At 37.0% G+C, this 15,852-nt stretch carries 15 protein-coding genes; 7 read left to right on the top strand and 8 right to left on the bottom strand.

Annotated features, from left to right (window positions below; all coding sequences use genetic code 11):
- Positions 1–56: 56 nt before the first annotated feature.
- A complete protein-coding gene (locus CRS_RS18420; RefSeq protein WP_142725440.1) occupies positions 57–662 on the bottom strand; it encodes a DNA polymerase ligase N-terminal domain-containing protein in 606 nt (201 codons plus the stop codon).
- Positions 662–1,447, bottom strand: coding sequence for a Ku protein (locus CRS_RS18415; RefSeq protein ID WP_142725439.1), 786 nt, complete (start codon positions 1,445–1,447; stop codon positions 662–664). Before CRS_RS18415 ends, CRS_RS18420 begins: the two co-directional genes overlap by 1 nt.
- 144 nt (positions 1,448–1,591) lie before the next feature.
- Between CRS_RS18415 and CRS_RS18410 the strand changes: the two genes are divergently transcribed.
- Positions 1,592–2,161, top strand: coding sequence for a Crp/Fnr family transcriptional regulator (locus CRS_RS18410; RefSeq protein ID WP_142725438.1), 570 nt, complete (start codon positions 1,592–1,594; stop codon positions 2,159–2,161).
- 161 nt (positions 2,162–2,322) lie between these two features.
- Positions 2,323–3,594 carry an adenylosuccinate synthase gene (locus tag CRS_RS18405; RefSeq protein ID WP_142725437.1) on the top strand — a complete coding sequence of 424 codons (1,272 nt, stop codon included), beginning with the start codon at positions 2,323–2,325 and terminating at the stop codon, positions 3,592–3,594.
- Positions 3,595–3,641: 47 nt separating this feature from the next.
- On the opposite strand, the gene CRS_RS18400 is transcribed toward CRS_RS18405, so the two are convergent.
- The 4 genes from CRS_RS18400 to CRS_RS18385 all read right to left on the bottom strand — a co-directional run bounded on the left by CRS_RS18400 (position 3,642) and on the right by CRS_RS18385 (position 8,424).
- The gene (locus CRS_RS18400) at positions 3,642–4,238 is read right to left on the bottom strand and encodes a hypothetical protein (RefSeq protein WP_142725436.1); all 597 of its coding nucleotides are present in this window, start codon (positions 4,236–4,238) and stop codon (positions 3,642–3,644) included.
- Positions 4,239–4,431: 193 nt separating this feature from the next.
- Positions 4,432–5,763, bottom strand: a complete 1,332-nt coding sequence (locus CRS_RS18395; protein ID WP_142725435.1) for a M12 family metallopeptidase — start codon at positions 5,761–5,763, stop codon at positions 4,432–4,434.
- Between the two features lie 406 nt (positions 5,764–6,169).
- The gene (gene aspS, locus CRS_RS18390; RefSeq protein WP_142725434.1) at positions 6,170–7,924 is read right to left on the bottom strand and encodes an aspartate--tRNA ligase; all 1,755 of its coding nucleotides are present in this window, start codon (positions 7,922–7,924) and stop codon (positions 6,170–6,172) included.
- Positions 7,925–8,061: 137 nt separating this feature from the next.
- Positions 8,062–8,424 (bottom strand): ankyrin repeat domain-containing protein, encoded by a 363-nt coding sequence (locus tag CRS_RS18385; RefSeq protein WP_142725433.1) that lies wholly within the window; start codon positions 8,422–8,424, stop codon positions 8,062–8,064.
- A gap of 112 nt (positions 8,425–8,536) precedes the next feature.
- On the opposite strand from CRS_RS18385, the gene CRS_RS18380 reads away from it, so the two are divergent.
- Together CRS_RS18380 and CRS_RS18375 are read left to right on the top strand one after the other, a co-directional pair.
- Entirely contained in the window at positions 8,537–9,931 is a 1,395-nt protein-coding gene (locus CRS_RS18380) for an MATE family efflux transporter (protein WP_142725432.1), read from the top strand.
- 228 nt (positions 9,932–10,159) lie between these two features.
- Positions 10,160–10,279 carry a 30S ribosomal protein THX gene (locus CRS_RS18375; protein WP_142725431.1) on the top strand — a complete coding sequence of 40 codons (120 nt, stop codon included), beginning with the start codon at positions 10,160–10,162 and terminating at the stop codon, positions 10,277–10,279.
- Between the two features lie 56 nt (positions 10,280–10,335).
- Here the strand turns inward: CRS_RS18375 and CRS_RS18370 are convergent, their stop codons facing one another.
- Positions 10,336–10,992: a DUF937 domain-containing protein gene (locus CRS_RS18370; protein WP_142725430.1), complete on the bottom strand. Its 657-nt coding sequence runs from the start codon at positions 10,990–10,992 to the stop codon at positions 10,336–10,338.
- A 108-nt stretch (positions 10,993–11,100) separates the two neighbouring features.
- Positions 11,101–11,610: a DUF2480 family protein gene (locus tag CRS_RS18365; RefSeq protein WP_142725429.1), complete on the bottom strand. Its 510-nt coding sequence runs from the start codon at positions 11,608–11,610 to the stop codon at positions 11,101–11,103.
- A gap of 78 nt (positions 11,611–11,688) precedes the next feature.
- On the opposite strand from CRS_RS18365, the gene lpxB reads away from it, so the two are divergent.
- The 3 genes from lpxB to CRS_RS18350 all read left to right on the top strand — a co-directional run bounded on the left by lpxB (position 11,689) and on the right by CRS_RS18350 (position 15,840).
- On the top strand, positions 11,689–12,792 hold the full coding sequence (gene lpxB, locus CRS_RS18360) for a lipid-A-disaccharide synthase (RefSeq protein ID WP_142725428.1): 1,104 nt from the start codon (positions 11,689–11,691) through the stop codon (positions 12,790–12,792).
- Between the two features lie 41 nt (positions 12,793–12,833).
- On the top strand, positions 12,834–13,925 hold the full coding sequence (locus tag CRS_RS18355; protein WP_142725427.1) for a glycoside hydrolase family 99 protein: 1,092 nt from the start codon (positions 12,834–12,836) through the stop codon (positions 13,923–13,925).
- 142 nt (positions 13,926–14,067) lie between these two features.
- On the top strand, positions 14,068–15,840 hold the full coding sequence (locus CRS_RS18350) for a ComEC/Rec2 family competence protein (protein ID WP_228451293.1): 1,773 nt from the start codon (positions 14,068–14,070) through the stop codon (positions 15,838–15,840).
- Positions 15,841–15,852: the final 12 nt, after the last annotated feature.

Here is a 15,852-nt window from a genome sequence, read left to right as displayed (position 1 = left end):
CTTAAGCTTTTTTTCGTTTGTTAAAGAGTTAAAACTTCTGAAAGGTTTCTCAGTCGTTATGACTTCTTTTTTTCCTTTATTTTTAGGCTTTTTTTTTCCTCTAAAAATTGAGTGACCAGAGATTTTGGAGAGGTATTCTCTTCAGCGTCATAAGGGCTTTCTGCAAATTCATCTTTATGTTTGATAAGCAGCCATGAATTCTCATCGGTATTTTTCATTTTGACCAGGGCAAATTCTCCTTTCAGTTTTTTACCATGCAGGATGAATTTTAAGGAACCTGCATGCAATTCTTTCAGCAGCTCTTTGTCATCAGAAAGTTTAGAATTTTCTTCCAAGGGCTCATATGTTCCGCTATCCCAGATTTCTACCTGTCCTGCACCATAATTTCCTTCGGGAATATTTCCTTCAAAATCTTTGTAATCATAGGGATGATCTTCTACCATCATCGCCAGACGTTTGTCTTTTGGGTCTAATGATGGTCCCTTCGGAACGGCCCAGCTTTTCAGTACCCCTTCCATTTCAAGGCGGAAGTCATAATGAAGTCTGCTGGCGGCATGCCTCTGAATCACAAAAATAAGCTTATCCTTACTTTTCTTTGTTTTTCCTTTAGGTTCGCTGGTCTCATCGAACTTTCGTTTTTTATGATAATCTTTAAGTGCCATTATGATGCGGATTTGGATTTGGAACTGTTCAGACTGGCCTTTAACTGTGCCATGAGGTCAATCACTTTACCTTCGTGTGCAGGCTGGGCTTTTTTCGCTTTTATGTTTTTGCCTTTTGCCTTCTGCCTGATGATCTTCATCAGTTCATCAGAATAGGTATCTTTATACATAGCGGGATCAAACTCCTGGGAAAGCTGTTCTATCAGGTTTACTGCCATTTTGAGCTCTGCAGGTTTCGGGGCTTTTTGAGCAGGGATTTTTAAGTCTGTGTAATTTCTTATTTCCTGGTCAAATCTTAAGCGGTTCAGGACCAGAATCTCATCGTTGTATGGACGTATCATTCCGATAGCTTCGCTGTCACGAAGTACAAATGTTCCGATGCCTACCATACCTGTTTTTTCAAGAGCCTTCAATAAAAGCCTGTAAGCGTTTTCTCCATTTTTCTGGGGTTCCAGATAATAAGGGGTTTCAAAATAAACACTGTCTACTTCCTCTTCTTTGACGAACTGGTCAATAGAAAGTATTTTTGTCTTTTCAGGGCTTGCCGCTTCATAATCTTCCTCATCAAGAACGATATATTTGTCGTCCATGAGGTAACCTTTAACGATGTTTTCCCATTTTACTTCTTTTCCTGTATTTTCATTGACTCTTTTGAACCGGATATTGGAAAAGTCTGATTTATCGAGCATATCGAGATCCAGTTTTGTGGTTTCTGTTGCAGAGTAAATTTTAACGGGAATGTTGACTAAACCGAAGCCAATGGCGCCGTTCCAAATTGCTTTCATTGTCTTACGTTTTTAAAAATCAAGCAATTAATATGCCGCCGGAAACTTATGTGGTACCTTTTATAAACTTTTGTTACCAAAAGACAATTGTTTTTACCAGCGACTTTTATACCTTTATATTTCCGTAATCTGCGGTTATAAAATATGGAAGAGCTTTTTACTTATATCAAAAAATTCGGAATACTTAATCCTCAGGATGAACTTCTGATTGCTGAAGGAATTCAGGAAATCACAGTAAAGAAAGGGGAACCTTTTGTAGAAGCCGGGAAGGTAAGTCAAAGAATTGCTTTTGTGAAAGAGGGAGTCTTTCGTTCTTTATATTATAACAAACAGGGAGATGATTTTACCCGGTATTTCATCTATGAAGGGAGGTTTATAGGAGACTTTCAAGGTTTTACCGATCAGCTTCCTGCCCATGAAGATATTGAAGCGATTACCGATGCAGTACTATTGGTGATCGATCTTAATCATTTTAAAATTCTGGAAGAGAAAATCGCGGTATGGCCGGTTTTGTTTGCAAGGATCCACGCCTTTGTTGTAGAGAATAAACTGAAGGTGGCAAGTATCATGCTGAACCAGGATGCTAAATCCCGTTATATTCATTTTTTAAATCATTATCCGGGCCTTGCCAACAGGGTTCCACAGTCTATGCTGGCGTCCTATTTGGGCGTTACTCCTTCGTCTCTCAGCCGCATCAGAAGAAATATAGTTTAGGTATAAGTTAGAGAGTGATAAGGTGATGTGTTTGAGCGCTTCCAGGCAAATTTTCCAATCTTAGTCAATACATTGTACAACAGAATTTTCTTTTTGCCAAATGACAATGGTCTTTCTTATTGACTGTCATAGCTTTGTCCTATAAAAATTAAAGTACGAATATGGATATTGTATTAGGATTACAATGGGGAGATGAAGGTAAAGGAAAGTTTATTGATCTGATCAGTGAAAATTATGACATTACAGCCCGTTTTAATGGCGGAGCTAACGCTGGGCATAGTATAGAGAGAAAAGGGCGGAAAATAACCCTTAAAATGATTCCTTCAGGAATCTTTATGGAAGAGGTACAGAATGTGATCGGAACAGGAACGGTGATTGATCCTGTAAGTTTTAAAAAAGAAATTCTGAATCTTCAGGTATTTGACGAAACCATTCGGCCGGAAAACAATATTATTATTTCCAAAAAATCGCACCTGGTAATGCCAACGCATAAGCTCTTGGATATTTTTATGGAACAAAGTCCTGAGTATACTACGATCGGAACTACAAAAAATGGAATTGCCCAGGCGTATTCAAACAAAATATTAAGACAGAACCTGAGAGTAGGGGATATATTTTCATCAGATTTTCAAAGCAGGGCGCAGCAGATTCTTGATAGAGAGTACAAAATGCTGAAAGAAGAAGGTATGATTGTTTTGCCTGCCTTAGAAGAGATCAGTAAAGAATTTTTTGATGCGGTGGAATTCCTTAAAAAATTCAAGTGTACAGAAACTGAAATTTATCTTAACAAAGCTTTATCCGAAGGTAAAAAAGTATTGGCAGAAGGATCTCAGGCAGCGATGTTGGATATTGATCACGGTACTTACCCGTATGTAACGTCATCCTCAACAACAGCATCAGGGGCGAGTAGTGGTTTAGGTGTGTCACCGAAAAAGATCGGTGATATTTACGGAATAGCGAAAGCGTATTGTACCCGTGTGGGAAATGGTGCTTTTCCAACGGAACTTTTAGATGAATTTGGAGATGATCTCAGAATGAAAGGGAATGAATTTGGTTCCAACACAGGCCGGCCAAGAAGAATAGGATGGCTTGATCTGCCTGCCTTAAGGTATGCGGTAATGATCAATGGGGTTACTCAGCTGGTTCTGACTAAAGCAGATGTTTTGAGTGGCTTGAAATCAGTGGCGGTTTGCACCCATTATGAATTGGAAGATGGGACTGTCGAAACGAGTGCTTCAACACTGCCTGAAAATGCTAAGCCTGTATTGAAAAAGATGGCTGGCTGGAATGCTGATTTCTCAGTTATGAAAAGTCCTTCAGAGCTGCCAAAAGAAGTGAATGATTTTCTATCATTTCTGGAAGCAGAATTAGAGATTCCGGTGGCTTATCTTTCGACTGGTCCTGGAAGGCAGCAGATGCTAAAAATGAAATAATTTTTTACAGATAAGAAAGCGGGATTGAGTTTCCGCTTTTATTTTTTTCAGTTTTGCAGGAACTCCAGATCAAGATAATAATGTCCGGGAATATATTTGTCAAAGTATACGGTTGTTGAAGAGTACTGATTCTTAAAAATTTCTTTTAAAGTTATTTTATCAACATTGGTATATGCTGTAAGTAAACGGCGGATAGAGTTTTCTTCAGTGTATTCTACAGTGATTTTGGTTTTTATAAATTCAATGTCTGTTTTGTTGTAAGAAATATTAACATAATCATTTTGATCTTTCCCTACACCAAAAACAAAATTTTCTATCATAGCATTTCTCAAATCTACATGACCACAGATTTTGTACCGTTTTATATCCTGAATGATCAGATCTTTATTGAAATTTTCTAGTGGAAATCCTTTTTCACTTTCTATAATAGTATGAATATAATAATAAACAGGAGCAAGAATAAGAATTCCGATTACAAAATAACCTGCTTTAAAATCTAAACTATCTTTATATTTTGAATAGCCGATCCCGTGAAATAAGGAAAAAAGGCCAACCAATCCAATGATGGTGATTGCAATGGTCCATGGCGTCCATTTTTTGTTTTTCGGGATCGGATTACTCGTTTTTTCCTCTGATTTATTCATCTGTCGAATTTTCGTTTAAATATTTAAAGCGAGGAAAGTACCCCGCTTTAAATTTATGCTTTTAAATTCAATTGTAATTCCATTTCAGCAAACTGTGCATCCTCAATAGAAGCAGGCGCGTCAATCATTACATCTCGTTCTGAATTATTCTTGGAAAGTTTGTTTTCTAATCTCTTTATTGGTATAAAAAAGTTTAGTTAACTTTTGTAAGGATAAAGCGTTGTTTTGTGGAAGGCTGAACCGTTTGGTCTGTAGTGCCAATGACAATAGGGGTGAGATTGGTTGTTGATCCATTTTTTACCTCTAATCTCAGTGCTGGCGCATTCTTGGGAGCGAATCCAAATCCATTATTTCCTAGATTGAATAATAACCATTTCTGTGCATCCGTACTAGAATTGGTTCTTAATTCAACTGCTGTTCCATTCGTTGTCCCGTTACTTTTTACGGTTAATACTTTTGTTGGATCTAATATAGATTTGATGATATAGTATCCATGGTCTGATTTGCTGAAAGTAAATCTCTGGTTATTCCCTGTAGAAGCTGAATACAGAATGATACTGGTGCCATCTGTAGTGGAACTTCCGGAAATATCTACATTTTTATCATTCGCTAAAGCTGTTTTGATTGTATAAGTTCCGTTGATTGCAGAAGTGGCATTCACAGGTCCATACAAATGATTTATTCCTGCATAATCACCGGCAGACAGACCTGTTCGTTGCTTGGTAAAAGTGGATCCATCCAGCTTAGTCATTACAGGCTGACTTGGGTCAATGGCAAAATCCGTAGACTGATACATCATGACTGAACCGAAATCAAATGCACCATATCCTGCGTAATCATTATAAAGATTGAAGTTGTGACGGCTTCCTTCTACAGCTTTGTTAACATCTACAATAATGTACTGATCTCTATCTGGGCGGCATTGCTCATGCATGATTCCCATAGAATGCATTATTTCGTGAGCAATAATTGCGGGATAAGTAATATTATAAATTTTAATACCATTGACTCTGTTCTTTTGCCATCCAAGTGGAGAACTGTTGCTCGTTGTATACGTAAAGGTAATGTATTCTGTTTGATTGGTGCGTTCTACAAACTGAACACTGGTTTGAGAAGAAATCAAATCAAACGCTTTGTTGATATTGGTAAGGAACGTATTATAATTCTGAGTGCTCATACTGCCCTGGCTGGGTAGCGTATAATAGACTGTTGCGTCAGGCCATGTCTTAATAAAGGAGCTTACAATGGTGCTTTTCTGAGCTGTTGATGCTCCAGGATCAGCCTTCACCTTTAATGTGTTAAACTGTTCGGGGCTGATCGTAATATCTTCTGCATAAAAATATTCTCCATTTACTTCATTAATGTACGTGTATTTTCCGTCGATTAATAATTTGTGAATTTTTGCATTGGCTAAATTCTGTGCTGTTGGCTCCATTGAATCTGTTTGCGTATTTTCAATGTCCGACCTGCACGAGTTCAGGGCCAAAACAAGGCATCCTGATAATAGAAATAGTTTGCTTTTCATATTATTTAATTTTGGTTTGGTGATCAGGTTGTAAAATATGAACAGCTATATTATTACCCTACGCAAAAGATTATAAAAATAAACCAATTCCTAAGTTTTGATTAAGTCTTCATTATAATTCAGCTGTATGCCGTAAATATATTAATAAAATATTATGCTTGTGTATAACATAATATAATGATTGTTTTATTGTGTTTTTATTTTAAACATGTATTAATTTCGGTGATTTCCTGTTTTTGTATTAATTTTTACTATCAGATTTTAAACTAAGTTATTTCACCGGTATTTGATATGCTGGCCAAAACCTTACTTTATACCAGCATAAAAGTTTATTCTATTAACAAATTAATGAAGTGTGGTGAAATTTAGTATATAAAAAAAGCGAGGCAAATACCCCGCTTTATATTTATGCTTTTAAATTCAATTGTAATTCTAATTCGTCGAGCTGTGCATCAGCAATCGAAGCAGGCGCATCGATCATTACATCTCGTCCTGAATTGTTCTTAGGGAAAGCGATATAATCTCTGATGACTTCGTTTCCGTCAAGAATAGCTACCAAACGGTCAAACCCGAATGCCAGACCTCCATGCGGTGGCGCTCCGTATTTGAAGGCATTCATAAGGAATCCGAACTGCGCTTCAGCTTCTTCTCTGGTAAATCCTAATAAATCAAACATTTTAGACTGAAGATCTTTATCAAAAATTCTGATAGAACCTCCTCCGATTTCGTTTCCGTTCAGAACCATATCGTAAGCATTGGCTCTTGCTTTTCCAGGGTCAGTTTCCAGTAAATGGATATCTTCTGGCTTTGGAGACGTGAATGGGTGGTGCATGGCGTGGTATCTTTCTGTATCTTCATCCCACTCCAATAGAGGGAAATCAACTACCCACAGTGGTGCAAACTCATTTCCTTTTCTTAATCCCAAACGGTTTCCAAGCTCCATTCTCAAGGCTGAAAGCTGGGCTCTTACTTTATTTTCATTGCCGGAAAGAATCAGCATTAAGTCTCCTTCTTTTGCTCCGAATTTTTCGATGATTTTTGTTAAATCTTCCTCATTATAGAATTTGTTCACTGATGAGGTCTTTACTCCATCATTCTGGAATTTTACCCAAACCATTCCTGAAGCACCGATCTGAGGACGTTTTACCCAGTCAACAAGTTCATCGATCTGTTTTCTTGTATAGTCTGCACATCCTTCTACATTGATTCCGACAACCAGTTCAGCATCATCAAATATTTTAAACTCTTTTCCTTTTACCAGCTCATTCAGTTCTACGAACTCCATTCCGAAACGGATATCAGGTTTGTCATTCCCATATTTTCTCATCGCATCTGCGAATGTCATTCTTGGGAAATCCCCGAATTCCTGACCTGTAATATCTTTTAAAAGAGTTTTGGTCATTCCTTCGAATACATTCATAACATCTTCCTGCTCTACAAAAGCCATCTCACAGTCGATCTGTGTAAACTCCGGCTGTCTGTCGGCTCTTAAATCCTCATCACGGAAGCATTTTACAATCTGGAAATATTTATCCATTCCACCTACCATCAAAAGCTGTTTGAATGTTTGTGGAGACTGTGGCAATGCATAAAACTGTCCCGGATTCATTCTGCTTGGTACCACGAAGTCTCTTGCCCCTTCCGGAGTAGATTTGATCAGAACAGGAGTTTCTACTTCAATGAAACCTTCGTCAGACAAATAATTTCTTACTTTCTGTGCCATATTGTGACGGAAGATCAGTTTATCTTTTACCGGATTCCTTCTGATATCCAGATAACGGTATTTCATTCTTAATTCTTCACCACCGTCAGTTTCATCTTCAATGGTAAAAGGAGGCAGCTGAGAATCATTCAGGATTGTCAGTTTTTCTACCAGAATTTCAATTTCTCCTGTTGGAATATTAGGATTTTTGCTTACTCTCTCAATAACTCTTCCGGTAGCCTGAATCACAAATTCACGGCCCAGTTTTTTAGCCTCTTCCATCAACTGTGCTGAAGAACGCTCCTGGTCAAAAACCAGCTGGGTAATTCCGTAACGATCTCGAAGATCTACCCAAATCATAAATCCTTTATCACGGATGGTCTGTACCCATCCTGATAGTGTAACTTCTTCATTCAGATTTTTCAGAGATAGCTCTCCGTTGGTGTGTGATCGAAACATAATTATTTGTTTAAAGTTCAATGTTTAAGGTCCAATTCCGAACCTTGAATTTTTCGTTGGCAAAGATAAGATTTTTGCAGGTTTTATAAATAAAAAAAACTCCCTTTCGGAAGTTTCATATATTGTTTATAGATTTTTTAATTTCTATTACCACCTCTTTCGATCAGAATTTTCTTTACTTCTTCACTACCTTTGGTGTCATCAGCTACTTCCAGTGGTGTTCTGTTCTGACATTTTTTATTAACATTGGCTTTATTGTCCAAAAGGAATCGGATAATGTTTCTTCTATCAGAAGTTATACTGAAACCAAGGGGTGAATACGATTGATTTCCAATGGTGAAGCATTTGTTGTAATCTCCTGGTGTAAACTGCTTTTTGAATGTTGCTACATCATCAGAATAAATGGCTTTCATCTTTTCCTGAGTCAGTTCCTGAGCAGAAAGCATACCCGCAGTGAGTAGCATTCCCAATAGAAAGGTAGTAGAGATTATTTTTTTCATAAGAATAATTTTTAAGAATATACAAATCTAAATTAAATTTTATTACCAATTGCTAAGTTTTGCTAATAATTGGATTTGTATTTTTGGGATTATATAAATTATTAATTGCGAAATGACAAAATATGTTGAGTTTTTGAAAAAAGCCTTCAGCGGCGAAGAAACTGATTTTACAAAAGTGAATATCAGAAGTGCTGTATTGCTTTTAGCGATTCCCATGATGCTGGAGATGGCTATGGAATCTGTATTTGCACTTGTTGATCTGTATTTTGTCGGTCATCTGAAAGAAAGTGGTTTTGCAATTCAAACTGTAGGGCTTACCGAATCTGTACTTTCTGTTATGTATTCTATTGCGATTGGGATGAGTATGGCAGCAACGGCTTTGGTAGCAAGAAGAATTGGTGAGAAAAACCCTGAACAGGCTTCCAGAAGTGCGGCGCAGGTATTGCTGGTTTCATTCGCTATTACTTTTGTTTTAAGTTTATTGGGAGTCATCTATGCAGAAGAAATTCTGATTCTGATGGGTTCTAAACCTGAAGCTGCGGTATATGGAAAAAATTTCACCAGAATTATGATGGGAAGCAGTACGGTTATTATGCTTTTATTTTTAATCAATGGTATTTTCAGAGGCGCCGGGAATGCGATGATTGCAATGAAAAGCTTATGGATCGCAAATATTGCCAATATTATTCTCTGTCCGGTTCTGATAAAAGGTCTTGGTCCTGTTCCTGCTTTGGGATTGATGGGAGCGGCTCTGGCAACCACCATAGGACGCAGTATTGGAGTCATATATCAGTTGTATCATCTTTTGATTGCAGATACTCAGATTCGTATCAGGATTCATTATTTTAAACCGAATTATGAATTAATCAAATCCATTGTCAAAATAGCAACCCCCGGAATTTTTCAGTTTGTTATCGCCTCATGCAGCTGGATCTTCCTTGCAGAACTTGTGGCCACTACAGGAGGAGAGAATGCTTCAGCCGGTTATCAGACCGCTTTAAGGCTGATGATGTTTTTTATGCTTCCGGCTTGGGGACTGAGTAACGCTGCTTCCACTCTGGTAGGGCAGAATATGGGAGCGAATGAAATGACGAGAGCGGAACAGTCAGTAATGAAAACAGTGAAATATAATGTTATCTTTATGCTGGTGGTGAGCCTTATATTTATTTTTATGGGGAATTTTTTAGTCGGTTTTTTTACTCAGGAAATGGCTATCAAGGATTTTGCCAAAAATGCGCTTCAGATTATGAGTACCGGATTTATTTTTTATGGAATCGGAATGGTAATGATCAATGCATTCAATGGAGCAGGGGACACCTGGACTCCTACCTGGGTGAATCTTTTCGGGTTCTGGCTGTTTCAGATCCCTCTGGCCTATTTTCTTTCTAAGCACCTTGGCATGGGCCCCAAAGGAGTTTTTATTTCAATTCCGGCCGCAGAAACTTTGATTACAGTAGTCGCATTTATTCTGTTTAAGAAGGGAAAGTGGAAAACGATAAAAGTTTAAGAAGCTGAGTGCTGGAAGATGGAATAAGGAAGTACTCAAGTACTAAATACACAAATTGTTTTTAAGAATAATTGATTTAAAGATCAATAATAAAGATAGTGAACTGATAGCAACTTCCAGCCTCCCTCTTACGGCTTCCCTTTTTAATTTATAAAATTTTAACAGCTTCATTAATTGGATTTTAACAAGGTATTTTCTAAATTCGTATGATAACCAATACATATTACTATGGGAAAAGGAGATAAAAAATCAAGAAGAGGAAAAATTCATTCCGGCAGCTATGGTAAAAGAAGACCGAGAAAGGCCTCGAAATCATTTGCAGCTTCTGCAGAAAAAACAAAAAAGTAATCAAATAAAAAGACCGAAGATCAGATCTCCGGTCTTTTTTATGAAAATTAAATTAATTATTTACCTCCTAAAATATTGCCGAGGATACTGCCTAGGCCTCCGCCACCTTGCTGTTGGTTTCCGCCACCCAATACACTTCCAAGTATATCGTTCAGGGGATTTCCGGATGACTGGGATTGTCCGCCACCTCCAAGAACACTTCCAAGAATGTCATTCAAAGGATTGGACTGCTGGGCCTGCGCCTGATTGGATGCATTTCCAAGGATTCCTCCCAAAAGATCACCCAAGCCACCTGCACTTACATTATTTTGCTGTTTTTGCTGTCCGATGTATCCCATTACAACTGGTGCCAGCATAGCAAGAATAGGACCTATTTTGTCTATTGAAATTCCAGTGTTTTGTGACAGCTGGTTTTCAACAGTACTTTTTTGTCCTCCAAAGATATGATCAAGAATAGATCCGCCTTCAGCCTGTCTTGATTCAATTTGTGAAGCGTCGTTTAGGATGCTTCCGTTATGATCTTTATCTAAAGCATTATTTAAAGCTTCCGCTTCTTTAGAATCCTGAGATTTGTTTCTAAGGTAAGAAATAATAAGAGGAGCAGCTACCGCTAATAAAGCAATTACCTGATTTTTACTGATTCCGAATTTGTTTTCAGCCTGTTCAGCAAGCTGGTTGCCCGTATTCCCTGTAAGTAGGTCAATTAAACTCATTTTTGTGTTTATTAATGTTAAGTAACCAAAGTTATCAAAAAATATGCCTCACAAAATCACCGTCCTTCATAATTATTGTTAAAGTTTAAAGGAGTATTTCAGTGGGCTTTAATTTTTAATAATAGGAACATTAGAGCAGGCTTCACCGAACATCAGCGATTTTACAACAGGTTTTAGCTGTTCTACCAATTCTATATAGGCATTTTCCGGGATCTCTTTATCTGAGCAGCCTTTTACCAGGACTCTTTTTCCTCTCATTTCCTCAAAATCATGAGTCTGGATAGCATTGTGCATTAAAATAACCTCAAGATCTTCACGGCTTCCAAAAACTATTTTTTTTGCCGCATCCGTAAGTTTTGCGGTTAAAACAAAATAAGCCCAAAGCGGAATAATAGTGTCTACAGAATTATAAATGTATATATAAGCGTCTTTATACTGTTCAGTATCGATAGCATCAACCTTTTCACGGAAATCTTTTTCTTTCAGGATCATTTCCTGAAAAAGGAAATCTTTAAGGTCAATACCCTTTCTTTCCCCTTTTGGCAGTAAAGTGGTAAGGTCAAAATTGATAAGGCCGCTTTCAGCAACTTTATTCCGGATTTCAAATTCTTCTGACATTTTTTATCATTATCTTTGAACAAATTTACGAATTAAGATCATATCTATTTTAATTTGTTCTCTATCCTTACTATAGAAATGAAGTATTATATTATTGCAGGAGAAGCTTCCGGTGATTTGCATGGAAGTAACCTGATGAAAGCCTTAAAGCTCAAGGATCCGAATGCAGAGTTCAGATTTTGGGGCGGTGATCTGATGAAAGCTCAGGGCGGTACATTGGTAAAACATTATCGTGACCTTGCTTTTATGGGATTCCTGGAAGTTGTGATGAATCTCAGGACAATTCTGAATAATATTAAATTCTGTAAAGAGGATATTCAGAAGAACAGACCTGATGTTCTGATTCTGGTTGATTATCCGGGCTTCAATCTGAGAATTGCCAGATTTGCAAAAGAACTCGGAATCAAAGTTATTTATTATATTTCCCCACAACTTTGGGCGTGGAAAGAAGGCCGTGTAGAGATCATCAAAAAATATGTGGATGAAATGATGGTTATTCTTCCTTTTGAAGAAGATTTTTACAGAAAACATGGCGTACATTCCCATTTTGTTGGCCATCCTTTGCTGGATGCTATTTCGGATCTGCAGGAAATCAGTATTGAAAAATTCAAATCCGAAAATGGATTGAACGGAAAGGAAATCATTGCATTATTGCCGGGTTCCAGAAAACAGGAAGTGGAAAAGATGCTCGAAATTATGCTTTCTGTAAGACCAAATTTTCAAAACTTCCAGTTTGTCATCGCCGGAGCACCGAGTCTTCCTAAAGAATTTTATCAGAAATATGTGGATGATAATGTTCATTTTGTTTCCAATAAAACATATGACCTGCTGCGATGTTCCAAAGCCGCACTTGTTACGTCCGGAACGGCTACGCTGGAAACTGCTTTACTGAATATTCCTGAGGTAGTGTGCTATCGTGGCAGCAAGGTTTCTTATGCTATTGCTAAAAGGCTGGTTAAAAATATCAATTATATCTCCCTGGTCAATCTGATTATGGACAGAGAAGTGGTAAAAGAACTGATTCAAAATGATCTGAATACTAAAAACCTGGTAGAAGAACTCCATAAAATTCTGGCGGGGGAGAAAAGAGAACAGGTTTTGAATGACTATAGCCTTTTGAGAGAGAAGCTGGGAGGAAAAGGAGCCAGTGAACATGCTGCTGAGGTAATATTAAAAGTATAGTTTAACCGCAGCTTTTTGAGAAATTAATCTACTTTTTAATTATGAATTATTTTTCCCGTCTTCTGCTATTACTGACGTTTACATTATTTTTCTCAAACGGTTCTGCCCAGCAGAACAATGGAAGAGACAGAGTTCAGATTTTTTATTATGGCTGGTATGGAAATCCGGAAACGGATGGAAGTTATCAGCACTGGAATCATGATATCCTTCCTCACTGGAGCAACCCGAAGTGGAACAACCTGGGACATCATCAGGGGGGAGATGATATTGGTGCTAATTTTTATCCGGCCCTTGGAAATTATAGCTCCAATGACCCGAAGATCATTGAAAAACATATGAAAATGATTAAAGAGTCCGGAGTAGGAGTCGTTGTGGTAAGCTGGCTTGGAAAAGATTCGTTCACCGATAAAAGTCTTATCAAATATCTGGATATTGCAGACCGTTTTGATCTAAAAATTGCATTTCACATAGAGCCGTTTTATAAAAATACTTCAGAATTAAAAGACCAGCTGTCTTATCTCGTAAAAACCTATTCTCATCATCATGCTTTTTATAAAAAAGAGGGTAAACCGCTTTTTTATATCTATGACAGTTATAAGATTCCTAAAGAAGAATGGGCTAAACTGCTGTCCGGAAACGGAGAGAAAACCGTTAGAAATACAGAATTGGATGCGCTTTACATTGGATTGTGGGTTGAAAAGGATGATGCAAAATTTTTTGACTCAGCAGGCTTTGACGGTTTCTATACCTATTTTGCCAGCGAAGGCTTTGTATATGGAAGCACAACGGCTAATTGGGACTTTATGGCCCACTACGCCAAAGATCATCATCTGATTTTTATCCCTTGTGTAGGCCCCGGTTATTCAGATACAAGAATACGTCCATGGAATGAAGCGAATTTCAAAAGCAGAGACAGTGGAAAGTATTACGAAAGCATGTTTGATGCCGCGATCAAAGTAAATCCTGATTTTATTGGAATCACATCATTTAATGAATGGCATGAAGGGACACAGATAGAACCCGCCATTCCTAAAAAAGCGGGGGATTTCAAATATGAAGATTATGGGAAAGATCCGTTATTTTATATCAAAGAAACAAAGCGTTTGACGGATAAATTTCTGAAAAAGAAATAACTTACTTTTAAATAATTTTTTTTTAGTAAAAAATTAAGTGCTCTGTTAAATTCATTTGAAGAAGAGGGAGTGCTTATTTGGTTATTCAAGGGATGATTTGTGATTAATTAATTACCTATTTTATCAGGATAATTAATTGATATTGCAAAAACAACCTCTTCTTATTCTCGCTGTATGTTTTATTCTTGGGATTCTTTTTCAGGAAAAGATATTGCTGAGTCAGTCCGTTGTTCATTGGCTGGTTGCAATTTGTCTAGCTCTGCTGGTTTTAATTGGTTTTCATTCTTACTTTCTGCACAAAATCAGAGCTGTTCTGTTAGGGATTTTGTTCTTTTGGGCAGGAGTTATTCTTCACTTTTATCATACTTTTTCATCAGATGATCATTTGCTGGTAAAGAAAAAACAAACCATTACTTTTAAGATTTCTCAGAAATTAAATACGACTGAAAAATATAGAAAATTTGAGGGTACCGCTCAGGCAGGCAGGATAAATTTAAATTCAGTCTTTTATATTCCGAAAGGGGGTGAAGATCTTGATTTTATTCACTATTATAAAGCTGAGGCCTACATTACACGACCTAAGGCTCCTCAATATGATTTCCAGTTTGATTACGCCAGATACCTGAAAAGAAGGAATATTGATTATCAGATTTATATTTCAAAAGAAATACAATCTGCGGAAAGGAATGATTTGACAGTTTCAGATAAGCTGCGGCAATATAGGTTCATGATTCTCAGGAGAATTGACAAAACCGGAATGAGTGGGAAAACCAGAGAATTTTTAAAGGGTATTATTCTGGCAGATCGTACAGAAATAGATGCAGGTACTGTACAGGATTTTAACAAATCCGGGTTGGTTCATTTTCTGGCTATTTCAGGGACTCATATCGTTGTTATTTTTGGAATGTTTTATTTTTTGCTGATTCGTTTTATTCCCTTAAGGTTCCGAAAATATGCTATTATTTTGAGCTTAGTTTTTATCTGGCTCTTTGCTGCTTTTATCGGATTTGGAAATTCAGTTTTGCGGTCGTGTATTATGCTGAGCATTTATTTTATTTTTGTATTGCTCCAGCGGAAACCTGATTTGCTTCATGCTTTGGCGTTATCTGCATTTTTTATTTTAATGGGTGATACGCAGCAGCTTTTTGATGTTGGATTTCAACTTAGTTTTTTGGCTGTTTTAGGAATTTACTGGCTGAATCAGCCTCTTCTTACCTATTTCCCTAAACAGGATAATTATGTGAAAAAGATAATGTTTAATACCATAACAATATCTTTATCTGCGCAACTGGCTACATTTCCTCTCGTTCTGTATTATTTTCATCAGTTTTCATTGATCTCAATCATTGCCAACTTTGTTATAGTTCCTTTTTCTGAAATCATCATTGTGTTTTCATTCTTAATGACTGCGCTCATTTCTGCCAGCGCTGATTTTGAATTGATAAACAGGTTATATGATTTTGTGATTCAGATTTTACTCAAGATGATCCATTGGTTTGCTGAGGTAGATGTATTGTTCTTTGAAAATATTCCGATGAATGGGATAGAAGTAATTTCTGTATCGGTTGTTATTTTTTTACTAAGACCTTTGATATTGAAATTTAATTTTAAAAATTCAATGGCATTGATAATGGCCGCTTTAGTATTTCTGATGATAAGATCGGGGAGTACAGCTTTTGAAAACCGTAAAGAAGAAATATTGGTTCATACCTTTGGCAAAAACAAGATTTTTTCGATAAAAACTGGTAACAGAGTCTGTTTCTGGATTCAAAATACAGAAAATAAGACCACCATTTTACGGTATATAGTGCATCCTTATTGTGCTGCCAGAAGAATAGATCATTTTGAGATAAAAAGCTTGCCACCCTCTGTTCAAAAAGTTGTTTTCAGAGATAAAATTTATGAATTGAAATAATGGTTTTTAATT

The organism is Chryseobacterium sp. ON_d1, from assembly GCF_006829085.1.
Lineage (GTDB): Bacteria > Bacteroidota > Bacteroidia > Flavobacteriales > Weeksellaceae > Chryseobacterium.
The sequence above is the reverse complement of the archived record's forward strand: the minus strand, read 5'-3'. Positions and strand labels throughout refer to the sequence as shown.